Source organism: Agarivorans aestuarii (assembly GCF_019670125.1).
GTDB classification, from domain to species: domain Bacteria; phylum Pseudomonadota; class Gammaproteobacteria; order Enterobacterales; family Celerinatantimonadaceae; genus Agarivorans; species Agarivorans aestuarii.
In genome coordinates, this window is sequence record NZ_AP023033.1 from 2,924,541 (window position 1) to 2,947,295 (window position 22,755).

Sequence of the window (22,755 nt, forward strand, 5' to 3'; positions counted from 1 at the left end):
AAATTATCGCTAAACTGCTTTTATTATTACATAGTTAAGAGGCGCTTCAATAGCACCTCATAGAAATAAACTAGGCATAAAAGTCAATGCCATCACTGTTTGCTTGATTCACCAGCAATCCGCTCATGTCTTGCTCAGTAGTATCATCAGCAAGCTCGGCGTTAGTAGATTGTCCGCCAGCCATTGTTTGCCCTCTACCTTGTTGAGAAGCGCTGCCTTGATTCTGCTGACTAACCTGATTTTGTCCCAGTTCGATACCCTGTTGCTGAAGCATTTCACGTAGGCGCGGCATAGTTTGTTCCAAAGCTTCACGCGCTTGCGGGTTCTGCACTTGAATTTGTACCGACACTTGCTGGTCTGGATTCATTTGCAAGCGAATTTGCATGCTTCCTAACTCAGCAGGATCTAAACGGATTTCAGCCTTCTGCATGCCTTGGCTTAACATATATTGCACCCGTTGGTTTAACTCAGCCGGTGCTTGGTATTGCGCAGGGTTCAAACGTTCATTGAACTGTGTCGCCTTGTCATTAACTTGCTGAGCTTGTTTAAGAGCAACTTCATTATTCCCCTGCTCTGCCCGAGCTACCACGTCTGCGCCGGAAGCTGCCCTAAAAATACTGTGGTGCTCTTGTGGGCGAGTCGCCTCGGCTTGGTTAGGTAATACCTGTTGTTGAGGTTGTGATGGCTGTTGCTCTTGATGCTCGGCACCACTTTCGTTGCCCGATTGCTGGCTACTGGCAGCAGCAACACTCGCACTAGCGAGTTTTTCGCTTTGCTGGGCAAAGTCTGCAGCGCTAACTTTACCATTAGCATTGGTATTTACGCTCTGCTGAACAACCACGCCTGCTTTGGGCTCGTCGCTTAGTTTATTAGTTTGCTGAGCAAGCACTGCTTCGCCACTTAGTTTAGCATTGAGTTCTTTGGCCTTCACTTCATCTTGGTCTACTTGAGATTTAGCCGCTGAATGATTAGCTTGGACTTCACCTTGTTGTTTTAGGCGATTTTGCTCTGCTAAAGATAAAGGCTTTTCAAAAGCTTTGTCTTGAACGACGTTTAAGGGTTTATCCACGGGAGCTTTTTCTGTTTTGCTAGAAACTATGGCCTCCGACTCTTTAGCCTTAGCCGCTTTCTGCTCATCACTTTGACTAACAGTAGAAACAACTTTGTCTAATGGCACTTTTTCATTAGCGCTTGAAGTTAAACGCTCACCCTCTTTAGCACTTAAGGTTTTGTTATGGTCACCCGCTAAAGCTGTTGCATTTTCTTTGGTAATTCGCTCATTGCTTGGGTCAAGTATTGGGTCTTTGTTAGCAACTTTTTTGGGGTCCACGGGTTCACCAGCGAGCTGTTGTTTATTGCTGATTTGCTCTTGGCTAGCGGTGGTTTTATCAATTGTTTTTGTCTTAGTAGAGCTCTGAGCTTCTACTACGGCTTCTTTTGAGTTAGCTGTTTGAGCATTTTGTGAACCAGCAGTTGTTGCGATATCTACTTTAACGGGCTTAGCTGCAGCATCTTTTCCATCGCTCACTTGGCTATTGTCTTTAGCATCGCTCGAAAGCGCTTTGGTTGCTTCTGCTTGAGTAGGCGGCAACTCTCTGCCGCTTTGTGATGTTTGATTAACTAGCGTTTGCTTGTCGGCCGCGGACTTTTCATCGCTAGCTGCTGCCTTAACATCTTTTAAAGCTGACTCACTATCGACAAGTGATTGTTTTTCTGGGGTTTTACTAACAGCTTCAGTTTCAATTGATTCACCTTCACTAGACTCATCACCAGTAGTGTTTTCTGTATTACCAGGGGTTTTACTGCCATTAGCCAGTTCTGTTTCAACAGCTTTTATAGTTTCGCCTTGGTTTTTCTCAATACCATCGGCAGCTTGTTTGGCATTATCCAATTGCTTTAATAGATCGCTAAGGCTTTGAGCTTTACCAGTTTTAGTCTCATCACTTGATTTGCTTGTCGAGCCAGAAAGCTGCTGCTCAACCGCTTGTTTTACTGGACTATCGGCTTTTGGAAGGTTCTCTAACTCTTTGACTAGCTTAACAAAGTCCTCACCTTGCTCGGAGGGACTAAGCGCTGCACTTCCTAGTGAAGAAAACTGTTTAGCGTTGGCTGTATCGGTTAACAGTAATTCCATATATTTGCTTACCCTTGCGATAAAATATTTGTTGCGCGCCCCACTCATTAAAGGCGCGCTAGCATTATCTAAAAATCAAAGCATTAAACGTGCCGATTAGCTCACTTGACCTCGAAGATGTGCATATAGCGCATATTCATCTAATAGCTTTTGCTCTTCACGTGCTTGCTTATGCTGTTGTTGTTTTACTTGTTTATCAATCAGTAGTTCCAAGGCTTTACGTTTAGCTTGCAAATCAAGCCATTGCTTTCGCTTTAGTAACACGTTCTTTTTCACTTGCTCAATGCTTTTTCCTTGCTGAACGCTGGCTTGTTCAAGCTTTTGAATAAACAATTGATATTGATGAAAGCTGTCCGCATAAAAACCGTCAACTCCCTTGGCTAAGGCTTGCTCGAGATAGGAACGTCGGTAGTCTTCGAGATGCGCAAGTTGAGCTTCAAATTCGCTAAGTTGCTGTTGTGCTTCGGCCATTTCTCGGGCGGCGTCTTGCTCTTGATCTTGCAAGCGTTCCACCATTAAATATAGAGCTCGCCTTGCCATACCCATCTCCTACTCAACTAAATCTTAGTTGCCTATAATGGGCCTTGCGCGTTAATGTTAGCCATTTGCATGGTGCGTTCCATCCGCGTCAGACTTTCGTCATAAGCTACTACTTCTTTCATCTCTTGTTGCAAGAACTGGTCCATGTGTGGTTTCATGGCGATGGCTAAATCAATGCGTTTGTCTGCGCCGCGTTGGTAGGCACCTATAGCAATAAGGTCTTGGTTTTGCTGGTAAGAAGCATTGAGCGATTTTAGCTGGCGAGCCAGTTGCTGATGCCCTTCACTCGTTACCGCAGGCATTACTCGACTGATTGACTTTTCAATATCAACCGCGGGGTAATGGCCAGAGTCGGCTAATTCCCGCGACAATACAATATGCCCATCAAGAATAGCTCGGGCGGCATCGGCAATCGGATCCTGTAGATCGTCACCTTCGGTAAGCACCGTAAAAAAGGCGGTGATAGAACCTTGCCCTTCTCCGCCATTACCGGCGCGCTCTACCAGACGAGGTAGCTTGGCAAAAACTGATGGTGGATAACCTTTGGTAGCTGGCGGCTCACCAATGGCTAATGCTATTTCACGTTGGGCTTGGGCGTAGCGGGTTAAAGAGTCCATTAGCAGTAAAACATTTAAGCCTTGATCGCGAAAGTACTCGGCAATGGTTAAAGTAGTGTCGCACCCCTTCAAACGCATAAGCGGTGAAGCATCGGCAGGCGCAGCGACTACAACTGCCCGTTGGCGGCCTTCTTCCCCTAAAATATCATCAATAAATTCTTTTACTTCTCGGCCACGTTCACCGATCAAACCCACTACCACGACATCGGCAGTCGTTCCTCGAGTCATCATGCCCATGAGTACACTTTTACCCACACCAGAGCCGGCAAATAGGCCCATTCGCTGACCCTGGCCTACGGTAAGTACCGAATTAATCGAACGAACTCCAACATCCAATGGTTGTTTAATTGGCTTTCTTGCCATGGGGTTTAAACGCGCGGAGCTAAGGTTGGTGGTTTGCTTGCAATTAATATCACCCAAACCATCAAGTGGTTTGCCTACGCCGTCAATTACTCGGCCAAGTAACTCCATACCTACTGGTATACCGTGGTGTTCATGCATTGGAATAACCCGTGCGCCAGGCAGCACCCCGGTAAGCTGTTCACTGGGCATGAGGAAAAGTTTATCGCCAGAAAAACCAACCACTTCAGCTTCTAAAAAACCGTCAAGCGTTTCTACTGAACAAAGCGAGCCTACTGGCGCGCGACAGCCAACGGCTTCTAAGGTTAAGCCAACCACCCGAGTCAATTTACCCGCAACCGTTGGTGCGTTACGAACATGCTCAGTGTTATAAGCTTTAAGTCGTTGGCTCAGCGTCATCGTCTTGACCATTTTGGCGAATAAAAGACTGTAGGCTTTGTTTAATCACTTCATTCATATCTACGGATACCGAAGAAAGATCGTTTTCAATTAAACAGTCACCTTGCGTTAGGCTACCATCTGCTAATAATTGCCAATTTTTCTTTGCTTGGGTTTCTGGAGGAAATACAGCTTGAATCACCGCCATATCTTCTGGGTGTAGATGAATGCGAATATGTTGTTTTTGCAAGGGCAGCGCAGCTACTGCTTGCTTAACGGTTTTGGCGATTATGCTCGGGTTAGTCACCAGCTCTACTTGGACTATTTCTGCCGCAAGTTTAGTGGCTAGCTCTACCACTTGTTGCTCAACCTCTTCATCAATCTGTTTATTGGGCTGATGAAGCTGGTCGATAAGCCCTTGCCAACGGCTGCTTAACTGATCAATTTGTTGCTGCCCTTCGCTCAAACCTTGGCTTAAGCCCTCTTGATAGCCTTGTGCCTTACCTTGTTCCAAGCCTTCTTCGTGGCCGGTTAGCAAACCTTCTTTGTGACCTTCCACTTTACCTTCAGCTTTACCCTCTTCATAAGCAGACTGTCGAAGCGCTTCAAGCTCTTCAATTGTCATCGGCTCAAACTGAATTTCAGGCTCTTCTTCAACGGGCTCTTCGTTAAACCACGCAGGCTTCATATTGAATACGTTGCTAGTAGGCTCTTCTTCGACATGGTGGGGATCGGTGAAGTCAGGGAGAGGCCACGCTATATCGTCTTCTGGCTCAGAGTCAGCCTGTTCATTACTTGGCAGTTCATTGGCTGGCTGCTCAGCCGCTATATTTTGCTGTTCTGCTGCATCGGCTAACATCGCGTCAATCGCCGCTTGTTCGTCGCTTACATCGCTACTTTGTTCTTCTACTGCTGGCGCTTCACCGACTGGTGAAGCATCATTTTGCTCTAAAAGCGCGGCTATCTCGTCTTCGTCCATCATCTCGCTGGACGTTTCAAGTGGAACACTTTGCTCTAGCTCTTCACTCTGTTGTTCTGCAGCAGGCGCTTCACTGGCTAGTGAAGCATCATTTTGCTCTAAAAGCGCGGCTATCTCGTCTTCGTCCATCATCTCGCTAGACGTTTCAAGTGGAGCACTTTGCTCTAGCTCTTCGCTCTTTTGTTGTGGCGTTTTATCTTGCTCGCTCATGTTTATAAGAACTCATCTCCACCGCCGCCGCCAATCATAATTTCACCAGCTTCAGAGAGGCGTCGAGCAATCGACAGAATTTCTTTCTGGGCAGTTTCAACTTCACTAACCTTGATTGGTCCCATGGCTTCAAGGTCATCTTTAAGCATTTCTGCAGCACGTTTAGACATGTTATTGAAGATCTTGTCTTTCAGTGAATCATCGGCACCTTTAAGCGCTTTTTGCAGTAACTCACCCGGAACATCACGCAGCAAGGTTTGAATACCACGGTCGTCGATATCCACCAAGTTTTCGAATACAAACATAAGGTCCTGAATTTGTTGAGCCATCTCTTCGTCGCTTTCGCGAATCGAGTCCATCAACATGCCTTCCATATTGGTATCTAAGAAGTTCATGATGTTTGCAGCAGCTTTCAGGCCGCCCATCTTGGCAGCTTGAGCACCGGCTTGACCAGCAAACTGCTTCTCCATGATTTCGTTCAATTCGGTTAGTGCCGCTGGCTGAACTTCTTCAAGGTTGGCAATACGCATCATTAAGTCTAAACGCACTTTATCTTGGAACTGCGACATGATCTCAGCAGATTGCTCAGCTTCTAAGTAAGACAATACAATAGTTTGAATTTGCGGGTGTTCGTTTTGAATAATGTTGGCCACTTGGCGAGCATCCATCCATTTCAATGAATCAAGGCCTTTAGCGCCACTACCCATGATAATTTGGTCAACCAAGCTAGACGCACGATCTTCACCCAATGCCGCGGTTAAGGCATTACGTACGAAGTCTTGACTACCAATACCAATATTGGTGTATTTTTGGATGTCATCAATAAACAAGCGATGAACCGCTACCACTCGGTCGTGAGAAAAGTCTTCTAAGGACGCCATCGCCATACCTAAACGCTGAACCTGCTTTGGCTCAAGGTGGCGGAAAATGGTAGCGGCATCGTCTTCATTGAGGCTCAGCATTAAAATCGCTGCGCGCTCAATACCACTCATATCACCGAGGACTTCCTCTGGATTTACTTCATCTTCATTTGGCATCGTTAATTACCCAATCTTTAATCACCATCGCGGCTAGGTCTGGCTCATTCGCAACTAGCGCACGTACCGCTTTTAGCATGTCTTCATCTTTATGTAAGTCTGGCAGTTTAAGTTGACCATCGCGAATACCAAAGTCTATTTCAGTATTATCTGCCGAGATAAGCTGTAAATCATCATCATTTTCGTAAGCAGCTAATGCTGCATCTAAATCAGTTTCAGCCTGCTCGTCTTCTTCACCGCTAGACAGAATGCGATTCAGCATTGGACGAACCACAGCAACAATCAATACAATTAATACCAGTACGCTGCCTGCTATTCGCATGGCTCGCCAGAACCATGCTTGCTCCCAAACCGGTAAATCAGCTTCGGTGAACATTTCAGGGCGAGAGAACGGCACGCTTACTACCTCTAACGCATCGCCTCGGCTTAGGTTAAAACCTACACCGCCTTGCAGTAAACGGCGAATACTGGCGATCTGCTCAGCAGAACGTGGTTCGCGGGTTGTTTCGCCGGTGTCAGAAACTTGACTGTTGTAGTCCAGCGCCACCGATACACTCAAGCGTCTCAGGGTTCCCACTTGAGAACGAGTATGACTGATAGTGGTATCCAATTCATAATTACGGGTAGATTCTTTATGACTGCTACCAGATTGAACTTGGTTATTGGCGGCTCCCGCTTGCTCTGGAATTTCAGCGGGTAATGGCGGTTGATTGGTTAACGCACCAGGGATGCCGATGGCGCCCGCACCAACATTATTATCTTCAATGGTGTATTCACTGCGCACTGCAGGTAAATCTGGGTTAAAGCGTTTTTGAGTTTGTTCAACAGCTGTAAAATCAAGTGTTACATCTACTTCAGCGGTGTAATTACCCACGCCCACGATTGGGATCATGATCGCGTCAATTTTGTCTTTATATTCTTCTTCACGCTTACGCTCCATCTCAAACTCTTTGCGGGTGCGTGAAGATAGCGGATCTTGGCTACCGGAGTTTAATAAACGTCCGTTTTGGTCGGTCACCGTAACGCGAGTAGGCACTAAGCCTTGAACTGCGGAGGCAACAATATCAACGATGGAATCAATTTCTTCTTGCTTAAGGCCATTTCCGCCACGCAAGTTAACCACCACGGTAGCTGAAGGCTTTTGCTCACGACGAGCAAATACATTGCTTTTAGGAATAGCGAGCAGTACTTGTGCTTTATTCACCGATTTCATTTGTTCGATGGCGGTGGCTAACTGACGCTCACGGCTCAGCTTTAGTCGCTCACCTTCTAAACGTTGGCTCACACCAAAGCCCATATCGTTTAACAGAATTTGCTCGCCAGCAGGGGCTGCTTCGGTAAGTCCAGAACGGCGTAGCTGAAGTTTAATACTTTGATATTGCTCGGCATTCACTAATACAGTGTTGCCTTCAATAGTGTAAGGAATTTTTTGGGCGTCTAAAAAGTCGAGCGTCTCAACCAATTCGCTAGTATTCATAGTGCCAAGCGGGCGCATCTCTGGCTCTTTGGCCCACATCAATAGGAATACAGCCATTGCCAAACAAATAGCCAAAGCCAAAATCATGATGATTTGACGCAGTACGTCACCATTGCTTAAAAATGATAAGGCAGAGCTTTGCTGCTCGGTAGCCTCTAGGCTATCACCTTCGCTATCTGAACCTAGTAGTGCCGGTTCTTGACTCATTGCGTTACTTCCTTCGCTAGCCACAATATTCTCCTAGCCACACTAAACTGGCATGGACATGATTTCTTTATAAGCATCAACTAGCTTATTTCTTACTTGAACCGTTGCATCAAAGGCGATGCTAGACTTTTGCGCGGCAATCATTACGTCACCGATGCCCACGCTGCGGTCGCCTAAATCAAAGCGGGTTCGCAAGTCATTGGCATTGGATTGCAAGCCATTTACATTATTTATCGCGTCTTTTAACAGATTACCAAAATCGCTGTTTACCGAGGAGGTAGTTAACTGGCTGCTTGGCGTAGCAATGTCGTTGGCGATGCCGCCTGTTTTCATTTCGCCAGCCATTGATTGCAGTTCGCTAAATAGGTTTGCCGAATCTACTCTCATGATTTCCCTCTACCGCCAGATAAATGGCATTATTCTTAAGTTATACAGGGAAAAGCAAAAGCCGCGCCAAGATTAATTGACCACTAACCGAAGGTTCTCTTTTGAAGATGTTTTAGCTAGATAATTCTTCACAAAATCAGCCTCCGGCTGAGGCCTCGCAAAGAAATAGCCTTGTGCTTGTTCACACCCCAATACCGAAGCAAGGTTGGCTTGAACTTGAGTTTCAATACCCTCGATGAGTACTTGATACTTCATACTACGGGCGATCATCACCATGGCTTTAACAATGTGTTGATCTGATAAATTGTCTTCTAGGCCACTAACAAAAGCGCGATCGATTTTAAGCACTGTTACTGGTAAGTGCTTTAAATAGGCCATTGATGAATAACCGGTGCCAAAGTCGTCAATGGCAATGCCAAAACCTGCATCACGCATCCTCTGAATACTGGCCTTTGCTTCGGTAGGTTGTTCCATCATCGCAGACTCGGTAATTTCAATACAGACTCGCTGAGGATTAACCTGCCATTGCTTGGCATAGTTGATCGCAATTTTCTCTGCGTGACCTAGTGATACCGTAGCAGCTGAAAAGTTAACCGATAACTTAAAGCCTTCAGGCAATTGGCTAGAATAACGCGCCATAAAGCGCATCGCGTTTTGAAATACCCACTTATCTAACTGCAATACCAAACCGGTTTCTTCGGCAACAGGTACAAACTCATCAGGTGAGATGGCGCCGTCTTCAGTAAACCAGCGTAGCAATACTTCAGCACCAATCATTGTGTTAGTTCTTAAACAGTATTGTGGCTGAAAGAATAAATCTAATTCGTTATTACCAATGGCCCGACGCAACTTAGATTCTAAGGTGAGCTTTACCAAGCCCGCTTGGCTTAGATCTGGTCGGTAGCGGCAAACACTTACACCAGTTTTAACTGCATGATTTAAGGCGGTAAAGGTATTAGCTAATAAAGTATCGCTATGTAAAGCCTCACGCCTTGGATGATAGCTGCAGTAACCCACATGACAGCGAGTAAGTAATTGAAGCTGCTCTAAACGCAACCAACCGCGACAGCTTTGAACAATTTGCTTGGCGATTTCGATAACTTCTTTGTCTTTATTCACATTGGGCACAACCACTACAAAGTAATGGTGATACCAATAGGCTAATTGTGCTTCGGGGTAATGTTTACGTAGGCTTTTTTGTACTCGCTTGGCATAGGCTTCTTTAGTGACTTCGCCTAAGCGCTGACCGAAGTTCTCGAACACTTCATTTTGTCTTGGGAAATCAAACATCAGCACCGACAAGGGCGTTGCATCGTCTAACCAGCTAGTCAGTAAACGAGTAATGTGCCGACGATTCGGCAGGCTGGTTACTTCATCATGGTTTTTCCAATAATCAAGTTGCTCGCGCAGCTGCAAGGTTTTGTTATTGGCTTTTTTAAGATGTTGCCTCATTAACACGATGGCCAACGCCACTATCGCAAGTAAAAGCAATAAACCAACAAACCACCAGTAAGAAAGCTGCCCTGTTTGACCATTGTTGGCAGCATAGGCCTGCCAGCGTCGATAAGTTTGTTCGCTATAGTCTGCTTCAAAGGACAAAATGCCGCGATTCATTAAATCCACCAAGGGCTGCCAATCTTCGCGAATCGCGAAGCGGTGGAGCATGCCATGTTCAAGTTGAAACGCTTGCTGTAAGCGCCATTGAGGATGGGCACGTAAGTTAGCGGCCACTTCATCGCTACCCGCAAGCAAAGCAACACTTTGTTGCTGCACTACTGACTGCAAGGCATCAACCAAGTTTGCATATACAATGATCTTTACATCTGGGTATTTGCTTAATAAGGCCTCATGAGCACTGCTTCCAGCAACAGCGGCAACGTTTTTGCCTGCCAACTGTTTCATATTGGCAATGCGAGCTTGCTCCAAGGGATGAAATAACGCTAGCGGTTGAACCCAAGAGGTTAGAGTGTAATGAACAAAAGGACTAAGGCGGCGATGCGAACTGGCGCTGCTAAGCATGTCCACTTGGCCATGTTGTAAGGCCATTATCGCATCGGAGATGTTTGGGTAAGCGGTGTACTTAAGTTTTAAACGGGTTTGAAAAGCTAGTTGATTTAGCGTTTCTACTGCATAGCCTTGAGGTATGCCAGCTTGATCAAGCGTCTCCAGAGGCAAACGGTCTGCCACAACAGCAACCCTGATTTCTGGATTATCTTCGAGCCATTGATATTCACTCGCATTGACTATATAGGCGTTTACGCCTAACGACCAACAACAACCTACCACTAGCAACGTTAAGAATCTAACGAGGCACAACCGCAAACTATTTAGCTCCTAAAAAAACGCTTTGGCTTGGCATTCTTGGCACCAAACTCATAGTGCCCACAGCATACCAAAAACCTAGGAAAAATAGTTGACCTGAGTGCTACTTAGTTCACTAAAACTTAGTTTATTAAGCTCTTGAGTCACAATTTTCAAGAAAGTAAGCAAAATCATATGTTGAGCTGGATCAATTTTGCCCAATCAACGACTGATATTGCTCACTCCAAAGCAGTGCTTGTAGATTTAACTGCTCTACTTGGGTGTAATCTATGCGCAATTGTTCAGCTAAACGCTCGGTTTTATACCAATGCCCTTCCTCATAGGATTTTATGGTTAGTAACATGGCTCTCAGCATCGACGGTTGCTCTGAACACAAGGCGTCGCGAATGTCTTGATCGAGCGGCAAGCTATACAGAACTTCAGATAGAGGTTTATCTAAAATGGCATCAAGCAATGAGAACAAACCACATAAAAACGCGGTTTCTTGCATGCTCGGCGATTTGCGCATAGCCACTAGTTCACAGAACCTAGCCCGGTGCACCGACATGCGCACCAGCTCCCGCGGCTTGTGGCTTACAGTCATGGCACTGGCTAATAAGGCAACTAGTTTTCTCAATTGGTTATTGCCTATATAAACCACAGCTTGCTTAATTGAAGCGATGTCTTCGACAATCGGCAAACTTCCGGAGTTAACAAAACGCAGTAGCTTGTAGGTTAGTCCGGTATCACGTTCAAAATAGCGCACTACTTCATTAATGTTTACGTCTTCACGAGTGGCAGCATAAAACAAACGAGATATCATTAAATAGCTAGCATCAATGTCTTTAGCCACTTGCATTTCAGGCTGACAAAAGTAGTAACCTTGAAAGAAGTTAAAACCCATTTCTCTGGCTTGTTGGTACTCCGCTTGCGTTTCTACCTTTTCGGCCAGTAATTTAATGTTTTTACGCGATTTTATGGCCCTAAATAGCGGTTCTAGTTGTTCAAACGGCGTACGCTGTATATCAACCTTTATAAGCCGAACAAACTTTAAATAGGGCTCCCATTCCGGCTGATAAACGAAGTCGTCAAAAGCTAGCCGATAGCCACGGTGAAACAAGGACTGACAGCGCTTATATAGCTTCTCACTGGGTTTTACATCTTCTAAAATTTCTATCACTACCTGCTTATTGGGTAGCAACTTTATCATTTCAGAATGAAGGCTTTCTTCTGGGAAATTGATTAAGGCTGGTTTGCCTTGAGTGATCGCATTCAAGCCGTCATTTAGCTGAGTACGGATAATCAGCTTGGAGGTTGCTTCATGTGGGTCAATGTCGGGAAAGACATTGTCAGGTCCATCCCGAAAAAGTAGCTCATAGGCTACTACCTGCTGCCGGCGATCGAGGATCGCCTGCCGCGCAGTATATACATTCATAGTCCAGTTACCGTTTCTGCCGTACTTTATGATGTGGCTTTTTGCCTTTATATTAATAAACTCAAACTATCTGTTTGAGCCAAAGTACGGACGTAAAAAAAGAGTCACAAAAGTGACTCTTTTAAGACTAACTAAGTTATCTACATATTTCGATAGTTTTATTCGCTAAGTTGCTGCAAGCGCTCAAAATAATCAGGAAATGTTTTAGAAGTACACTTTGGATCGTTAATTGTCACTGGTGTATCGCTTAAGGCAACCAAAGAAAAACACATTGCCATCCGATGATCGTCGTAGGTATCAATCGCCGCGTGATTTAAGTTTTCAGGCGGAGTCACTTCAATAAAGTCGTGCCCTTCAGTTACTGTAGCGCCCACTTTTTTAAGCTCGGTGGCCATTGCAGCTAGTCGGTCGGTTTCTTTAACTCGCCAGTTATATACATTGCGAATGGCGGTAGTACCTTTGGCAAACAATGCAGTGGTAGCGATAGTCATTGCAGCGTCAGGGATGTGGTTCATGTCCATATCTACCGCGCTTAGCTCCCCGCTGCGAGCGATAATGTAATCATCACCCCACTCTATGTCGGCGCCCATGGCAGCCAATACGTCGGCAAATAATACATCGCCCTGCATAGACTTTTTGCCTACACCGGTAACTTTTACTTCACCGCCTTTAATCGCGCCAGCGGCAAGGAAGTAAGAAGCCGAAGAGGCATCACCTTCAACTAAAAACTCGCCAGCTCCTTGATAGGTTTGCTGACCTTTAACGATAAAACGTTGGTAGTTATCATTTTCAACTTCTACACCGAAGGCAGCCATCATCTTAAGGGTGATATCAATATAAGGCTTTGATACTAGCTCACCAACAATACTTATTTCAGTGTCTTGTTGGGCATACGGTGCAGCCATTAAAAAGGCAGTTAAGAACTGACTAGATACAGAACCGTCGATGTCGACCTTACCGCCTGCTAAGCCTGTACCTTTAATACTTAAAGGAGGATAGTTTTCGTTCTTTAGGTAAGTAACATCGGCTCCCACTTGGCGCAGGGCATCTACCAAAGCGCCAATTGGGCGCTCTTCCATGCGCGGTTCACCGGTTAAGGTAAACTCACCTTGGCTCAAACATAGGGCGGCACACAAAGGACGCATTGCCGTTCCAGCATTGCCTAAGAATAATTCTTCGGCTTGAGCAACCTTAAAAGCTCTGCCTAAACCAGTCACAGTGCAACGGCTGCGATCTTCAGAAAGCTGATAATCTACACCAAGCTTTTTAAGTGCATTTAGCATGTGGCGAATGTCGTCGCTGTCGAGCAGGTTACTTAATACGGTTTCGCCTTCAGCCAGCGCTGCTAATAACAATGCACGATTTGATACGCTTTTTGAGCCAGGTAAATTTATTTCACCGTTGATACGAGAAATAGGCTGTAAAGTTAATTGTTCCATGAATCGAAATCTCTACTTAATTTGAGCCAATTAGCTGGCTTAAAGCTTTAATAAAAGTTTGGTTTTCTTGTTCGGTACCGATGCTTACACGCAGATAACCAGGCATCTGATATGGGCCCACCGGCCTAACTATCACACCTTTATGGAGTAACTGCTGATAAAGCTCTTGAGCATCGCCACTTGGCGCTAAAAAGCTAATAAAATTCCCTTTTGAAGGAATATAACTAATAGCATTTTGCTTAAAGAACTGGCTTAACAACTGCAAACCTTGCTGATTTAACGCAATACTTTGCTGTAAATATTGCTGATCTTTTAGCGCAGCCACTGCCGCCACTAAGCTAAGGCTGTTCACGTTAAACGGCTGACGTAAGCGGTTTAGTAAATCGGCAATCTCTGGGCTAGAAATAGCGTAACCAACTCGCAAGCCAGCTAAACCATAAGCCTTAGAAAAGGTGCGAGTAATCACTAGGTTACTAAACTGCGCTAACCAGCTTGTTGAAGGAGCCTGCTCGTCTTCAGACAAATACTCGTAATAAGCCTCGTCTAAAACCACCACTACATTTTCTGGCACCTTTTGCATAAAGCCATAGAGTGCTTCGCTGCTTAAAAAGGTACCGGTAGGATTGTTTGGATTAGCAATAAATACCAAGCGGGTCTTATCAGTTATCGCTTCAGCCATGGCATCTAAATCGTGCCCCCAGTCTTTGGCTGGAACAACTACTGCTTTTGCGCCTATTGCTTGCGTCACAATTGGGTAAACAACAAAAGCATGTTGTGAGAACACCACTTCATGTTCACTACTCACAAATATGCGGGCAATCAAATCCAGCACATCATTAGAGCCATTACCTAAAGTGAATTGCTCAGCAGCCAAGTTATATTTGTCTGCTAACGCTTGTTTTAAGTAAAAACCGTTTGAATCAGGGTAACGAGTTAACTCACTGGTAGCTTTTGCTATCGCCGCCAAGGCCATTGGGCTCATGCCCAGTGGGTTTTCGTTAGAGGCAAGCTTAACGATATTACTTATACCTAACTCTCGCTCTAATTCGTCAGTTGGCTTGCCAGCTTGATAAGGATGTAAACCTTGAATGCCTTGATTAGCCAAAGCATGGAAATCACAAGTCATGAATGACTCCTTAACTATTGCGCTGAGCGAAGTCTGCCATAAAATCAACCAAGGCTTGTACGCCTTCGATAGGCATCGCGTTGTAGATGCTTGCGCGCATACCGCCAACAATTCGGTGCCCTTTTAGAGTTACTAAGCCGACTGCCGCTGATTCAGCTAAAAAGGCTGTGTCCAATTGACTATTCGCTAACTGGAAAGGCACGTTCATTTTAGAACGATTCTCGCTGGCAACATTGTTTTGGTAAAAATCGCTGCTATCAATATATGAGTAAAGCAACTCAGCTTTGGCTGCGTTCTTTTCAGCCATAGCAGTTAAACCACCTTGCTGCTTAAGCCATTTAAATACTAAACCCGCTAAATACCATGAGTAAGTAGGCGGTGTATTAAACATTGAATCACTACCCGCTAATAAGCTGTAGTTAAAAATGTTAGGCGTTAGTGGGTGAGCCTTGTCCAACAAATCATCACGAACAATAGCGATGGCTAAGCCAGAAGGACCAATGTTTTTCTGAGCACCAGCGTAAATTAAACCGAACTTACTCACATCAATAGGCTGCGACAAGATCGTTGAAGAGAAATCGCCAACTAATACCATGTCACCCACATCAGGGATTTCTTCTATAGCAATGCCCTCGATGGTTTCATTTGGGCAATAGTGAACATAGGCAGCGTCTTTATCTAATTGCCACTCAGCGCTTGGCTTTACGCTGATTTGTCCTTGTTCATTGCTACTTAGCGCGTCAAATACACTCGCTTGAGCGTGCTTTTCACCCTCAGCTACTGCACCTTTAGACCACTGGCCAGTAGTAATAAAGCTGATTGACTTTTTATCACCTAATAGGTTTAGCGGCGCAGCAGCAAATTGACCACGCCCGCCACCTTGGCAAAACAGTACTTTGTAATTATCAGGAATATTTAATAAATCGCGAAGATCTTGCTCAGCTTCGGCAGCCATAGCAATATATTCTTTACCACGGTGACTCACTTCCATCACCGACACGCCTAAACCTTGCCAGTTGCAAAACTCGGCTTGCGCCTGCTTCATCACCGCTTCAGGTAACATCGCAGGACCTGCACAAAAGTTATAGATTTTGTCCATGCTACATCTCTTACTAATATGTTGTGTTCGACCACTTAAGTGGTTCGTATATTGTTTTTAAACTAAAACGAGCGGCTAAAAGCCGCCCGTTGTTTACATATTTTTCGCTTACTGCTGATCGGGCTCTGCTTCACCAGCCTCGTCTGCACTTGGTGCATCCTCGCTTGGCGTGGCTTCACTCGCTTCGGCGCTTTGTTCGCCTTCAGCTAGTTCTTCAAACTCGTCTTCTTCAATCTCATCGATTCGCTGTAAGCCAACCACTTTTTCATCTTCAGAAGTACGAATCAAGGTAACACCTTGAGTATTACGTCCAACCAGAGACACTTCGTTGACTCGGGTACGCACCAAGGTGCCGCCGTTAGTAATTAACATCATCTCTTGTGCTTCGGTGACTTGAACCGCACCAACCACTAGGCCGTTACGCTCACTCACCTTAATAGAAACCACACCTTTAGTCGCACGGCTCTTAGCTGGGTACTCATCAAGCTTGGTACGTTTACCGTAGCCATTCTCGGTGGCGGTAAGAATATCACCGTCACCGGTTGGCACAATCAACGATACCACTTTCTGGCCTGCATCAAGTGAAATACCTCGAACACCAGCAGCAGTACGGCCCATTGGACGTAACGCTAGTAGTTCTTCGCCAGTTTCTGGGTCAAGCTTCACTGCACCGGTTTCGCTATCGCGTTGTTTCTCGTTAAAGCGAACCACTTTACCTGCATCTGAGAACAGCATGATTTCGTTATTACCGTTGGTAATATCAACACCAATTAGCTTGTCATCATCGTTCAGGTTAATCGCACGAATACCGCTAGATAGTGGACGTTTAAACGCAGTTAGCGGCGTTTTCTTAACCGTACCGTTAGCCGTAGCAAACAAGATGAACTTGTCTTCTTCGTACTCACGTACTGGCAAGATAGCGGTAATACGCTCATCGTCGGTTAACGGCAGTAAGTTAACAATTGGCTTACCACGCGCTTGGCGGCTGGCTAGCGGCAACTGGTACACTTTCATCCAGTAAACTTTACCCACTGTTGAGAAACACAACACAGTATCGTGAGTATTGGCAACTAACAGTTTCTCAATGAAGTCTTCATTCTTCATCTTAGTTGCAGCTTTACCTTTACCACCACGGCGCTGAGATTCGTACTCGGTTAGCGGTTGATACTTAACGTAGCCTTCGTGAGATAGCGTTACTACCACGTCTTCTTCGTTAATTAAGTCTTCTAGAGAAATATCAGCACTGTTAGCTGAGATCTCGGTACGACGCTCATCACCAAACTGCTCTCGCACTTCAACAAGTTCGTCACGAATAACTTCCATCAAACGATCTGGATTATTTAAGATGAAGAGCAACTCAGCAATAAGATCCAATAGGTCTTTATATTCGCCAATGATTTTTTCGTGCTCTAGACCGGTTAACTTGTGTAAACGTAAATCTAGAATTGCTTGAGCTTGAATTGGCGTAATGAAGTATTGGCCATCACGAATACCAAATTCAGCTTCTAACCAATCTGGGCGAGCCGCGTCATCACCAGCACGCTCTAACATTGCTGATACTGCGCCTAAATCCCAACCCTTAGCGACTAATGCAGCTTTTGCTTCAGCAGGCGTTGGTGAGGTTTTAATTAGCTCGATAATCTCATCGATGTTAGCTAGCGCAATGGCTAAGCCTTCAAGGATGTGGGCACGATCGCGCGCTTTGCGCAATTCAAATACGGTACGACGTGTAACCACTTCGCGGCGGTGGCGAATGAAACACTCGATCATTTCTTGCAGGTTGAATATCTTAGGCTGGCCGTTGTCCAAGGCCACCATATTCATACCAAAAGACACCTGCATTTGCGTTTGAGAATACAAGTTGTTCAATACAACTTCGCCCACAGCATCACGCTTAAGCTCTACAACAATACGCATACCGTCTTTATCAGACTCATCGCGCAGTGCTGAAATACCTTCAAGCTTTTTATCTTTAACTAGCTCAGCCATCTTCTCAATAAGACGAGCCTTGTTCACTTGATATGGGATCTCGTGAACGATAATGGTTTCTTTACCGTTTTTCTCGGTAACTACTTCGGCTTTAGCACGAATAGAAACTTTGCCACGACCAGTACGGTAAGCTTGAATAACGCCAGCGCGGCCGTTAATGATACCGGCGGTTGGAAAATCTGGCGCTGGAATAAATTCCATCAGCTCATCAATAGTGATGTCTGGGTTCTCAATCATTGCCAAACAACCGTTAACCACTTCGGTTAAGTTGTGTGGTGGAATGTTGGTCGCCATGCCTACCGCAATACCAGAAGAGCCATTAACCAGCAGGTTAGGAACTCGAGTTGGCAGTACTTCAGGGATTTGCTCTGTACCATCGTAGTTAGGTACGAAGTCTACGGTTTCTTTTTCTAAGTCGGCCAGTAAAGAGTGGGCTAACTTATCCATACGGATTTCGGTATAACGCATGGCCGCCGCAGAATCGCCGTCCACCGAACCAAAGTTACCTTGACCGTCTACCAACATGTAACGCAGCGAAAACGGCTGCGCCATGCGAACAATAGTATCGTAAACAGCGCTATCACCATGGGGGTGATATTTACCAATTACGTCACCTACCACACGGGCAGATTTTTTGTACGGTTTGTTCCAGTCGTTGCCCAATACGTTCATTGCGAATAGCACTCGGCGATGCACTGGTTTTAAACCATCACGTACATCTGGCAAGGCACGGCCCACAATAACGCTCATGGCATAATCAAGGTATGAGCTCTTTAACTCATCCTCAATATTGACTGGCGTAATCTCTTTTGCAAGATCGCTCATAGACGACTAAATCCTTCGTTTTTATTGCTTTTTACTATTACTAAGCGTAATCGCAAACTTTACCATAAAATAACGGCCTTAACAGGCTTGATGTCGCTCTTTTCAGTTAGAAAAATGAAAAAACTCAAGAATTGAACAAAAGCTAGTGACTGCAATGAACAAGTTCTTATAATGCCTACAAATACTGACGTGGATTGACAAGTTTATGGAACACCCTCAAAGCAACGAAAATGTTGACCATCAAGAAATTGCACATTTTGCAGGCTTAGCCTCACGTTGGTGGGATAAACAAGGGGAATTCAAAACCCTTCACCAAATCAATCCACTGCGTTTAGATTATATTGAGCGCGGCGCGGCAGGCTTATTTGGCAAAAAAGTACTCGATGTAGGCTGCGGTGGCGGCATTTTAGCCGAAAGCATGGCGGTTCGTGGTGCCGACGTTACTGCTATTGATATGGGCAAAGAACAAATTGAAGTTGCCAAGCTACATGCTTTAGAAACCGGTAGCCAACTTAACTACTTACAAACCACCGCAGAAGCGCATGCAGAAGCACATCAAGCGCACTACGATGTAGTAACTTGCATGGAGATGATAGAACACGTACCGGACCCAGGTTCAGTGATAGCTGCTTGTGCCAGCATGGTAAAACCGGGCGGTAAAGTATTTGTCTCTACCATTAACCGAACGCCTAAAGCCTACCTTTATATGATTCTGGCTGCAGAGAAGTTACTAAAAATTGTACCTGATGGCACTCATCAACATGACAAGTTCATTCGCCCTTCCGAGCTACTAGCATGGGCCGACCAAAGCAACTTACGTAGCGAAGCCATTAGTGGTGTGCAATTTACACCTATTATTGAAAGCTTTCGCTTAAGTCGAAACGTAGATGTTAACTACATGGTGCAATTAGCTAAACCGGAGCAATAATGAATAAGCAAGCGGCGGTATTGTTCGACCTTGATGGTACCTTACTTGATACTGCACCAGACTTAGGCGCTGCTGCTAACTATGTGCTAGAGCAACACCAACAGGCGCCGCTCAGCTTAGCCCAAGCGCGCCAGCTTAGCTCTCATGGCGCTATAGGTTTGCTAAAGGCTGGCTTTGGCAACCTTTGGGAGCAACAACCCCAAGCTGAATTACGCCAACAATTACTTGACTACTACGAGCAAAACATCTGCCAAGGCACCGATTTTTTCCCCGGTATTAAACAAGCATTACAATGGCTTAACCAACACCAGATCCCTTGGGGTGTAATTACTAATAAACCCGAGGGCTTAAGTAAGCAGTTACTTCGCTTCTTCCCCGAGTTTGAACAGTCGGGAGTACTGGTTGGTGGTGATACACTGCCACTGCGTAAGCCCGACCCAGCGCCCATGCTTTTGGCTTGCCAAATCATAAAGGTTAAGCCTGAGAACTGCTTATATGTGGGCGATGCTGAACGCGATATTCAGGCGGGCAATGTTACCAATATGACTACCCTACTTGCCCTGTGGGGTTATCTCTCTGAAGAGGACAAAGTTGAGCAATGGGCTGCAAATATTCACTGCCAAAAAAGTGAACAGCTCGAACAAACAATAATCGACTGGCTGGGCGATTTGTAAGCAAGTTCAAGTTTTATAAAAATAAATTTTTTGAGTAAAATTTTACGAAAAAAAACTTGCATTAATGCAAGCTTAGTCAGCTTATATAGATAGCTAGTTAGTAACTACTAACATAGCCAAGTTATTTGCAAGTTATACACAATATCTTCAACTTTGCCAAGACTTGCGAAAAAGCCAAAACCTCATTATCTTGTATCCATAAAATTTGAAAACACTATATCTAGTGGCTAAGGAAGAATAGCAGTACTAGATAAGCAGTAGCGAAATTAGGATAACAGGGCCTCCCCTTCATGAATAAAGATCTTCTGATAACCAAACGCAGCGGTAAACAAGAAGCGATCAACTTAGACAAGATTCACCGAGTGATAACTTGGGCCGCCAAAGGCCTTAAAAATGTCTCGGTATCGCAGGTAGAACTTAAGTCTCATATCCAGTTCTACGATGGCATGGCCACTAAAGATATTCATGAAACCATTATTAAGGCTGCGGCAGATTTAATCTCTCAAGAAACGCCAGATTACCAGTTTTTGGCGGCGCGTTTAGCGGTATTCCATTTACGCAAAAAAGCCTATGGCCAATTTGAGCCACCTAAGCTTTACGACCATGTAGTAAAACAGTGTGAAGCTGGCCGCTACGACATGCATTTGCTTAAAGACTACAGCCCTGAAGAATTTGCCCAAATGGACGACTTTATCGACCATTGGCGCGACATGGACTTCTCATACGGCGCAGTTAAGCAACTTGAAGGTAAATACCTAGTACAAAACCGAGTGACCGGTGAGATTTTCGAAAGCGCCCAGTTCTTGTATATTTTGGTAGCAGCTTGCCTATTTGCTCACTATGACAAGTCGGTTCGACTTAAATACATCCGGCGTTTTTACGACGCGACGTCGAAATTCAAAATCTCGTTACCTACACCAATTATGTCAGGTGTACGTACCCCTACTCGCCAATTTAGCTCTTGTGTATTGATTGAATGTGGCGATAGCTTGGAATCAATTAATGCTACTGCTTCATCCATTGTGACTTATGTTTCACAACGCGCGGGCATTGGTATTAACGCTGGTCGTATTCGCGCCCTAGGCAGTGAAATTCGCGGTGGCGAAGCCTTCCATACGGGTTGTATTCCTTTTTATAAGTACTTCCAAACTGCGGTTAAATGTTGTTCGCAAGGCGGCGTTCGCGGTGGTGCAGCCACTATTTTCTACCCATTCTGGCACTTAGAAGTAGAATCACTGCTAGTGCTTAAAAACAACCGTGGTGTAGACGATAACCGCGTTCGTCATATGGACTACGGTGTACAGCTTAACAAGCTGATGTACCAACGTTTGGTGAAAGGTGAAAACATCACCCTATTCTCGCCAAGTGATGCACCTGGGCTTTACGACGCCTTCTTTGAAGACCAAGAAAAATTTGAAAGCTTGTATGTAAAATACGAGCAAGACCCAAGCATTCGTAAAGAGAAAATTAAAGCCGTTGATCTGTTCTCGTTGCTAATGCAAGAGCGCGCCTCTACCGGTCGAATCTACATTCAAAACGTAGACCACTGTAATACTCACAGTCCATTTGACCCAGCACAAGCGCCGGTACGCCAATCTAACCTTTGTTTAGAAATTGCCTTACCAACTAAGCCGCTACAACACGTACATGATGAAAATGGCGAGATTGCCCTTTGTACTCTTTCAGCTTTTAACTTAGGTGCTATTGAAGACTTAAACGAGCTAGAAGAGCTATCTGACCTTGCTGTTCGGGCTCTCGATAGCCTACTCGATTATCAAGACTACCCAATTAAAGCCGCGAAAAAAGGCTCTGATGGCCGCCGTACCTTAGGTATAGGTGTTATCAACTACGCCTACTACCTAGCCAAAAATGGCACTAAATACAGTGATGGTAGTGCTAATAACCTTACTCACCGTACTTTTGAAGCGATTCAATACTGGTTGCTTAAAGCGTCTATGCGCTTAGCCAAAGAACAAGGCGCTTGCCCAATGTTCAACGAAACCACCTACTCGCAAGGTGTATTGCCTATCGACACCTATAAGCAGTCTTTAGACAAGCTAAGTGATGAGCCATTACATTACGACTGGGAAGAGCTTCGCGAAGAGATTGTGACTCACGGCTTACGCAACTCAACGCTTTCTGCCCTAATGCCTTCAGAGACATCTAGTCAGATCTCAAATGCCACTAACGGTATTGAGCCTCCACGTGGCTTTATTAGCGTTAAAGCCAGTAAAGACGGTATTTTGAAGCAAGTAGTGCCAGAGTTTGAAGCACTTAAAGATAACTATGAACTGCTATGGGATATTCCTAGCAACGAGGGTTACTTGCAGCTAGTTGGCTTAATGCAGAAGTTTGTTGACCAAAGCATCTCGGCTAACACTAACTACGACCCAAGCCGCTATGAAGGTAACCGCGTACCAATGAAGGCATTAATTGCCGACTTGCTAACGGCCTACAAATACGGGGTCAAAACGCTGTACTACCATAACACCCGAGACGGTGCTAGCGACCAGCATGATAATATGAAGCCAGAGCCAGAAGATGATGATTGCGCTGGCGGTGCATGTAAGATTTAAGCCAAGTTTACGCGCTAAAGCGCATTAAGAAATTTTT

General features: G+C 45.1%; 16 protein-coding genes. 3 read left to right on the forward strand and 13 right to left on the reverse strand.

Annotated features, from left to right (window positions below; translation table 11 throughout):
- Nucleotides 1–70: 70 nt before the first annotated feature.
- From K5609_RS13615 to gyrA, 13 genes are all read right to left on the reverse strand, one after another.
- Nucleotides 71–2,134 (reverse strand): flagellar hook-length control protein FliK, encoded by a 2,064-nt coding sequence (locus K5609_RS13615; RefSeq protein ID WP_221074137.1) that lies wholly within the window; start codon nucleotides 2,132–2,134, stop codon nucleotides 71–73.
- A 96-nt stretch (nucleotides 2,135–2,230) separates the two neighbouring features.
- Nucleotides 2,231–2,674 (reverse strand): flagellar export protein FliJ, encoded by a 444-nt coding sequence (fliJ, locus tag K5609_RS13620; RefSeq protein WP_221074138.1) that lies wholly within the window; start codon nucleotides 2,672–2,674, stop codon nucleotides 2,231–2,233.
- A 32-nt stretch (nucleotides 2,675–2,706) separates the two neighbouring features.
- Nucleotides 2,707–4,050, reverse strand: a complete 1,344-nt coding sequence (gene fliI / locus K5609_RS13625) for a flagellar protein export ATPase FliI (RefSeq protein WP_016401712.1) — start codon at nucleotides 4,048–4,050, stop codon at nucleotides 2,707–2,709.
- Nucleotides 4,028–5,218, reverse strand: a complete 1,191-nt coding sequence (gene fliH / locus K5609_RS13630; protein ID WP_221074139.1) for a flagellar assembly protein FliH — start codon at nucleotides 5,216–5,218, stop codon at nucleotides 4,028–4,030. Before fliH ends, fliI begins: the two co-directional genes overlap by 23 nt.
- A 2-nt stretch (nucleotides 5,219–5,220) precedes the next feature.
- Nucleotides 5,221–6,255: a flagellar motor switch protein FliG gene (gene fliG, locus K5609_RS13635; RefSeq protein ID WP_040307146.1), complete on the reverse strand. Its 1,035-nt coding sequence runs from the start codon at nucleotides 6,253–6,255 to the stop codon at nucleotides 5,221–5,223.
- Nucleotides 6,245–7,939 carry a flagellar basal-body MS-ring/collar protein FliF gene (gene fliF / locus K5609_RS13640; protein ID WP_221074140.1) on the reverse strand — a complete coding sequence of 565 codons (1,695 nt, stop codon included), beginning with the start codon at nucleotides 7,937–7,939 and terminating at the stop codon, nucleotides 6,245–6,247. Before fliF ends, fliG begins: the two co-directional genes overlap by 11 nt.
- Before the next feature lie 42 nt (nucleotides 7,940–7,981).
- Entirely contained in the window at nucleotides 7,982–8,326 is a 345-nt protein-coding gene (gene fliE, locus K5609_RS13645) for a flagellar hook-basal body complex protein FliE (RefSeq protein ID WP_152781332.1), read from the reverse strand.
- 72 nt (nucleotides 8,327–8,398) lie between these two features.
- On the reverse strand, nucleotides 8,399–10,612 hold the full coding sequence (locus K5609_RS13650) for a putative bifunctional diguanylate cyclase/phosphodiesterase (protein ID WP_281423347.1): 2,214 nt from the start codon (nucleotides 10,610–10,612) through the stop codon (nucleotides 8,399–8,401).
- A 223-nt stretch (nucleotides 10,613–10,835) separates the two neighbouring features.
- On the reverse strand, nucleotides 10,836–12,062 hold the full coding sequence (locus K5609_RS13655) for an EAL and HDOD domain-containing protein (RefSeq protein ID WP_221074142.1): 1,227 nt from the start codon (nucleotides 12,060–12,062) through the stop codon (nucleotides 10,836–10,838).
- Nucleotides 12,063–12,220: 158 nt separating this feature from the next.
- Nucleotides 12,221–13,501: a 3-phosphoshikimate 1-carboxyvinyltransferase gene (aroA, locus tag K5609_RS13660; protein WP_221074143.1), complete on the reverse strand. Its 1,281-nt coding sequence runs from the start codon at nucleotides 13,499–13,501 to the stop codon at nucleotides 12,221–12,223.
- A gap of 16 nt (nucleotides 13,502–13,517) precedes the next feature.
- Nucleotides 13,518–14,627 carry a histidinol-phosphate transaminase gene (gene hisC, locus K5609_RS13665; RefSeq protein ID WP_221074144.1) on the reverse strand — a complete coding sequence of 370 codons (1,110 nt, stop codon included), beginning with the start codon at nucleotides 14,625–14,627 and terminating at the stop codon, nucleotides 13,518–13,520.
- Between the two features lie 10 nt (nucleotides 14,628–14,637).
- Complete coding sequence (gene serC, locus K5609_RS13670) at nucleotides 14,638–15,726, reverse strand: 3-phosphoserine/phosphohydroxythreonine transaminase (protein WP_221074145.1); 1,089 nt, start codon at nucleotides 15,724–15,726, stop codon at nucleotides 14,638–14,640.
- Nucleotides 15,727–15,834: 108 nt separating this feature from the next.
- Nucleotides 15,835–18,540, reverse strand: a complete 2,706-nt coding sequence (gyrA, locus tag K5609_RS13675) for a DNA topoisomerase (ATP-hydrolyzing) subunit A (RefSeq protein ID WP_221074146.1) — start codon at nucleotides 18,538–18,540, stop codon at nucleotides 15,835–15,837.
- Between the two features lie 205 nt (nucleotides 18,541–18,745).
- Here gyrA and ubiG point away from each other — a divergent pair, with 205 nt between their 5' ends.
- From ubiG to nrdA, 3 genes are all read left to right on the forward strand, one after another.
- Nucleotides 18,746–19,468, forward strand: coding sequence for a bifunctional 2-polyprenyl-6-hydroxyphenol methylase/3-demethylubiquinol 3-O-methyltransferase UbiG (gene ubiG, locus K5609_RS13680; RefSeq protein WP_016401724.1), 723 nt, complete (start codon nucleotides 18,746–18,748; stop codon nucleotides 19,466–19,468).
- Complete coding sequence (locus tag K5609_RS13685) at nucleotides 19,468–20,142, forward strand: HAD family hydrolase (protein WP_221074147.1); 675 nt, start codon at nucleotides 19,468–19,470, stop codon at nucleotides 20,140–20,142. The genes ubiG and K5609_RS13685 overlap by 1 nt, the downstream gene beginning before the upstream one ends.
- 290 nt (nucleotides 20,143–20,432) lie before the next feature.
- Entirely contained in the window at nucleotides 20,433–22,718 is a 2,286-nt protein-coding gene (gene nrdA, locus K5609_RS13690; RefSeq protein ID WP_221074148.1) for a class 1a ribonucleoside-diphosphate reductase subunit alpha, read from the forward strand.
- Nucleotides 22,719–22,755 lie beyond the last annotated feature (37 nt).

What these genes read in the sequence shown, in the direction of transcription:
- fliF (WP_221074140.1), bottom strand. Translation starts at nt 7,939, where the DNA reads ATGAGTCAAGAACCGGCACTACTAGGTTCAGATAGCGAAGGTGATAGC.
- nrdA (WP_221074148.1), top strand. Translation starts at nt 20,433, where the DNA reads ATGAATAAAGATCTTCTGATAACCAAACGCAGCGGTAAACAAGAAGCG.
- K5609_RS13685 (WP_221074147.1), top strand. Translation starts at nt 19,468, where the DNA reads ATGAATAAGCAAGCGGCGGTATTGTTCGACCTTGATGGTACCTTACTT.
- K5609_RS13615 (WP_221074137.1), bottom strand. Translation starts at nt 2,134, where the DNA reads ATGGAATTACTGTTAACCGATACAGCCAACGCTAAACAGTTTTCTTCA.
- serC (WP_221074145.1), bottom strand. Translation starts at nt 15,726, where the DNA reads ATGGACAAAATCTATAACTTTTGTGCAGGTCCTGCGATGTTACCTGAA.
- fliE (WP_152781332.1), bottom strand. Translation starts at nt 8,326, where the DNA reads ATGAGAGTAGATTCGGCAAACCTATTTAGCGAACTGCAATCAATGGCT.
- K5609_RS13655 (WP_221074142.1), bottom strand. Translation starts at nt 12,062, where the DNA reads ATGAATGTATATACTGCGCGGCAGGCGATCCTCGATCGCCGGCAGCAG.
- fliG (WP_040307146.1), bottom strand. Translation starts at nt 6,255, where the DNA reads ATGCCAAATGAAGATGAAGTAAATCCAGAGGAAGTCCTCGGTGATATG.
- gyrA (WP_221074146.1), bottom strand. Translation starts at nt 18,540, where the DNA reads ATGAGCGATCTTGCAAAAGAGATTACGCCAGTCAATATTGAGGATGAG.
- aroA (WP_221074143.1), bottom strand. Translation starts at nt 13,501, where the DNA reads ATGGAACAATTAACTTTACAGCCTATTTCTCGTATCAACGGTGAAATA.
- fliI (WP_016401712.1), bottom strand. Translation starts at nt 4,050, where the DNA reads ATGACGCTGAGCCAACGACTTAAAGCTTATAACACTGAGCATGTTCGT.
- fliH (WP_221074139.1), bottom strand. Translation starts at nt 5,218, where the DNA reads ATGAGCGAGCAAGATAAAACGCCACAACAAAAGAGCGAAGAGCTAGAG.
- ubiG (WP_016401724.1), top strand. Translation starts at nt 18,746, where the DNA reads ATGGAACACCCTCAAAGCAACGAAAATGTTGACCATCAAGAAATTGCA.
- hisC (WP_221074144.1), bottom strand. Translation starts at nt 14,627, where the DNA reads ATGACTTGTGATTTCCATGCTTTGGCTAATCAAGGCATTCAAGGTTTA.
- fliJ (WP_221074138.1), bottom strand. Translation starts at nt 2,674, where the DNA reads ATGGCAAGGCGAGCTCTATATTTAATGGTGGAACGCTTGCAAGATCAA.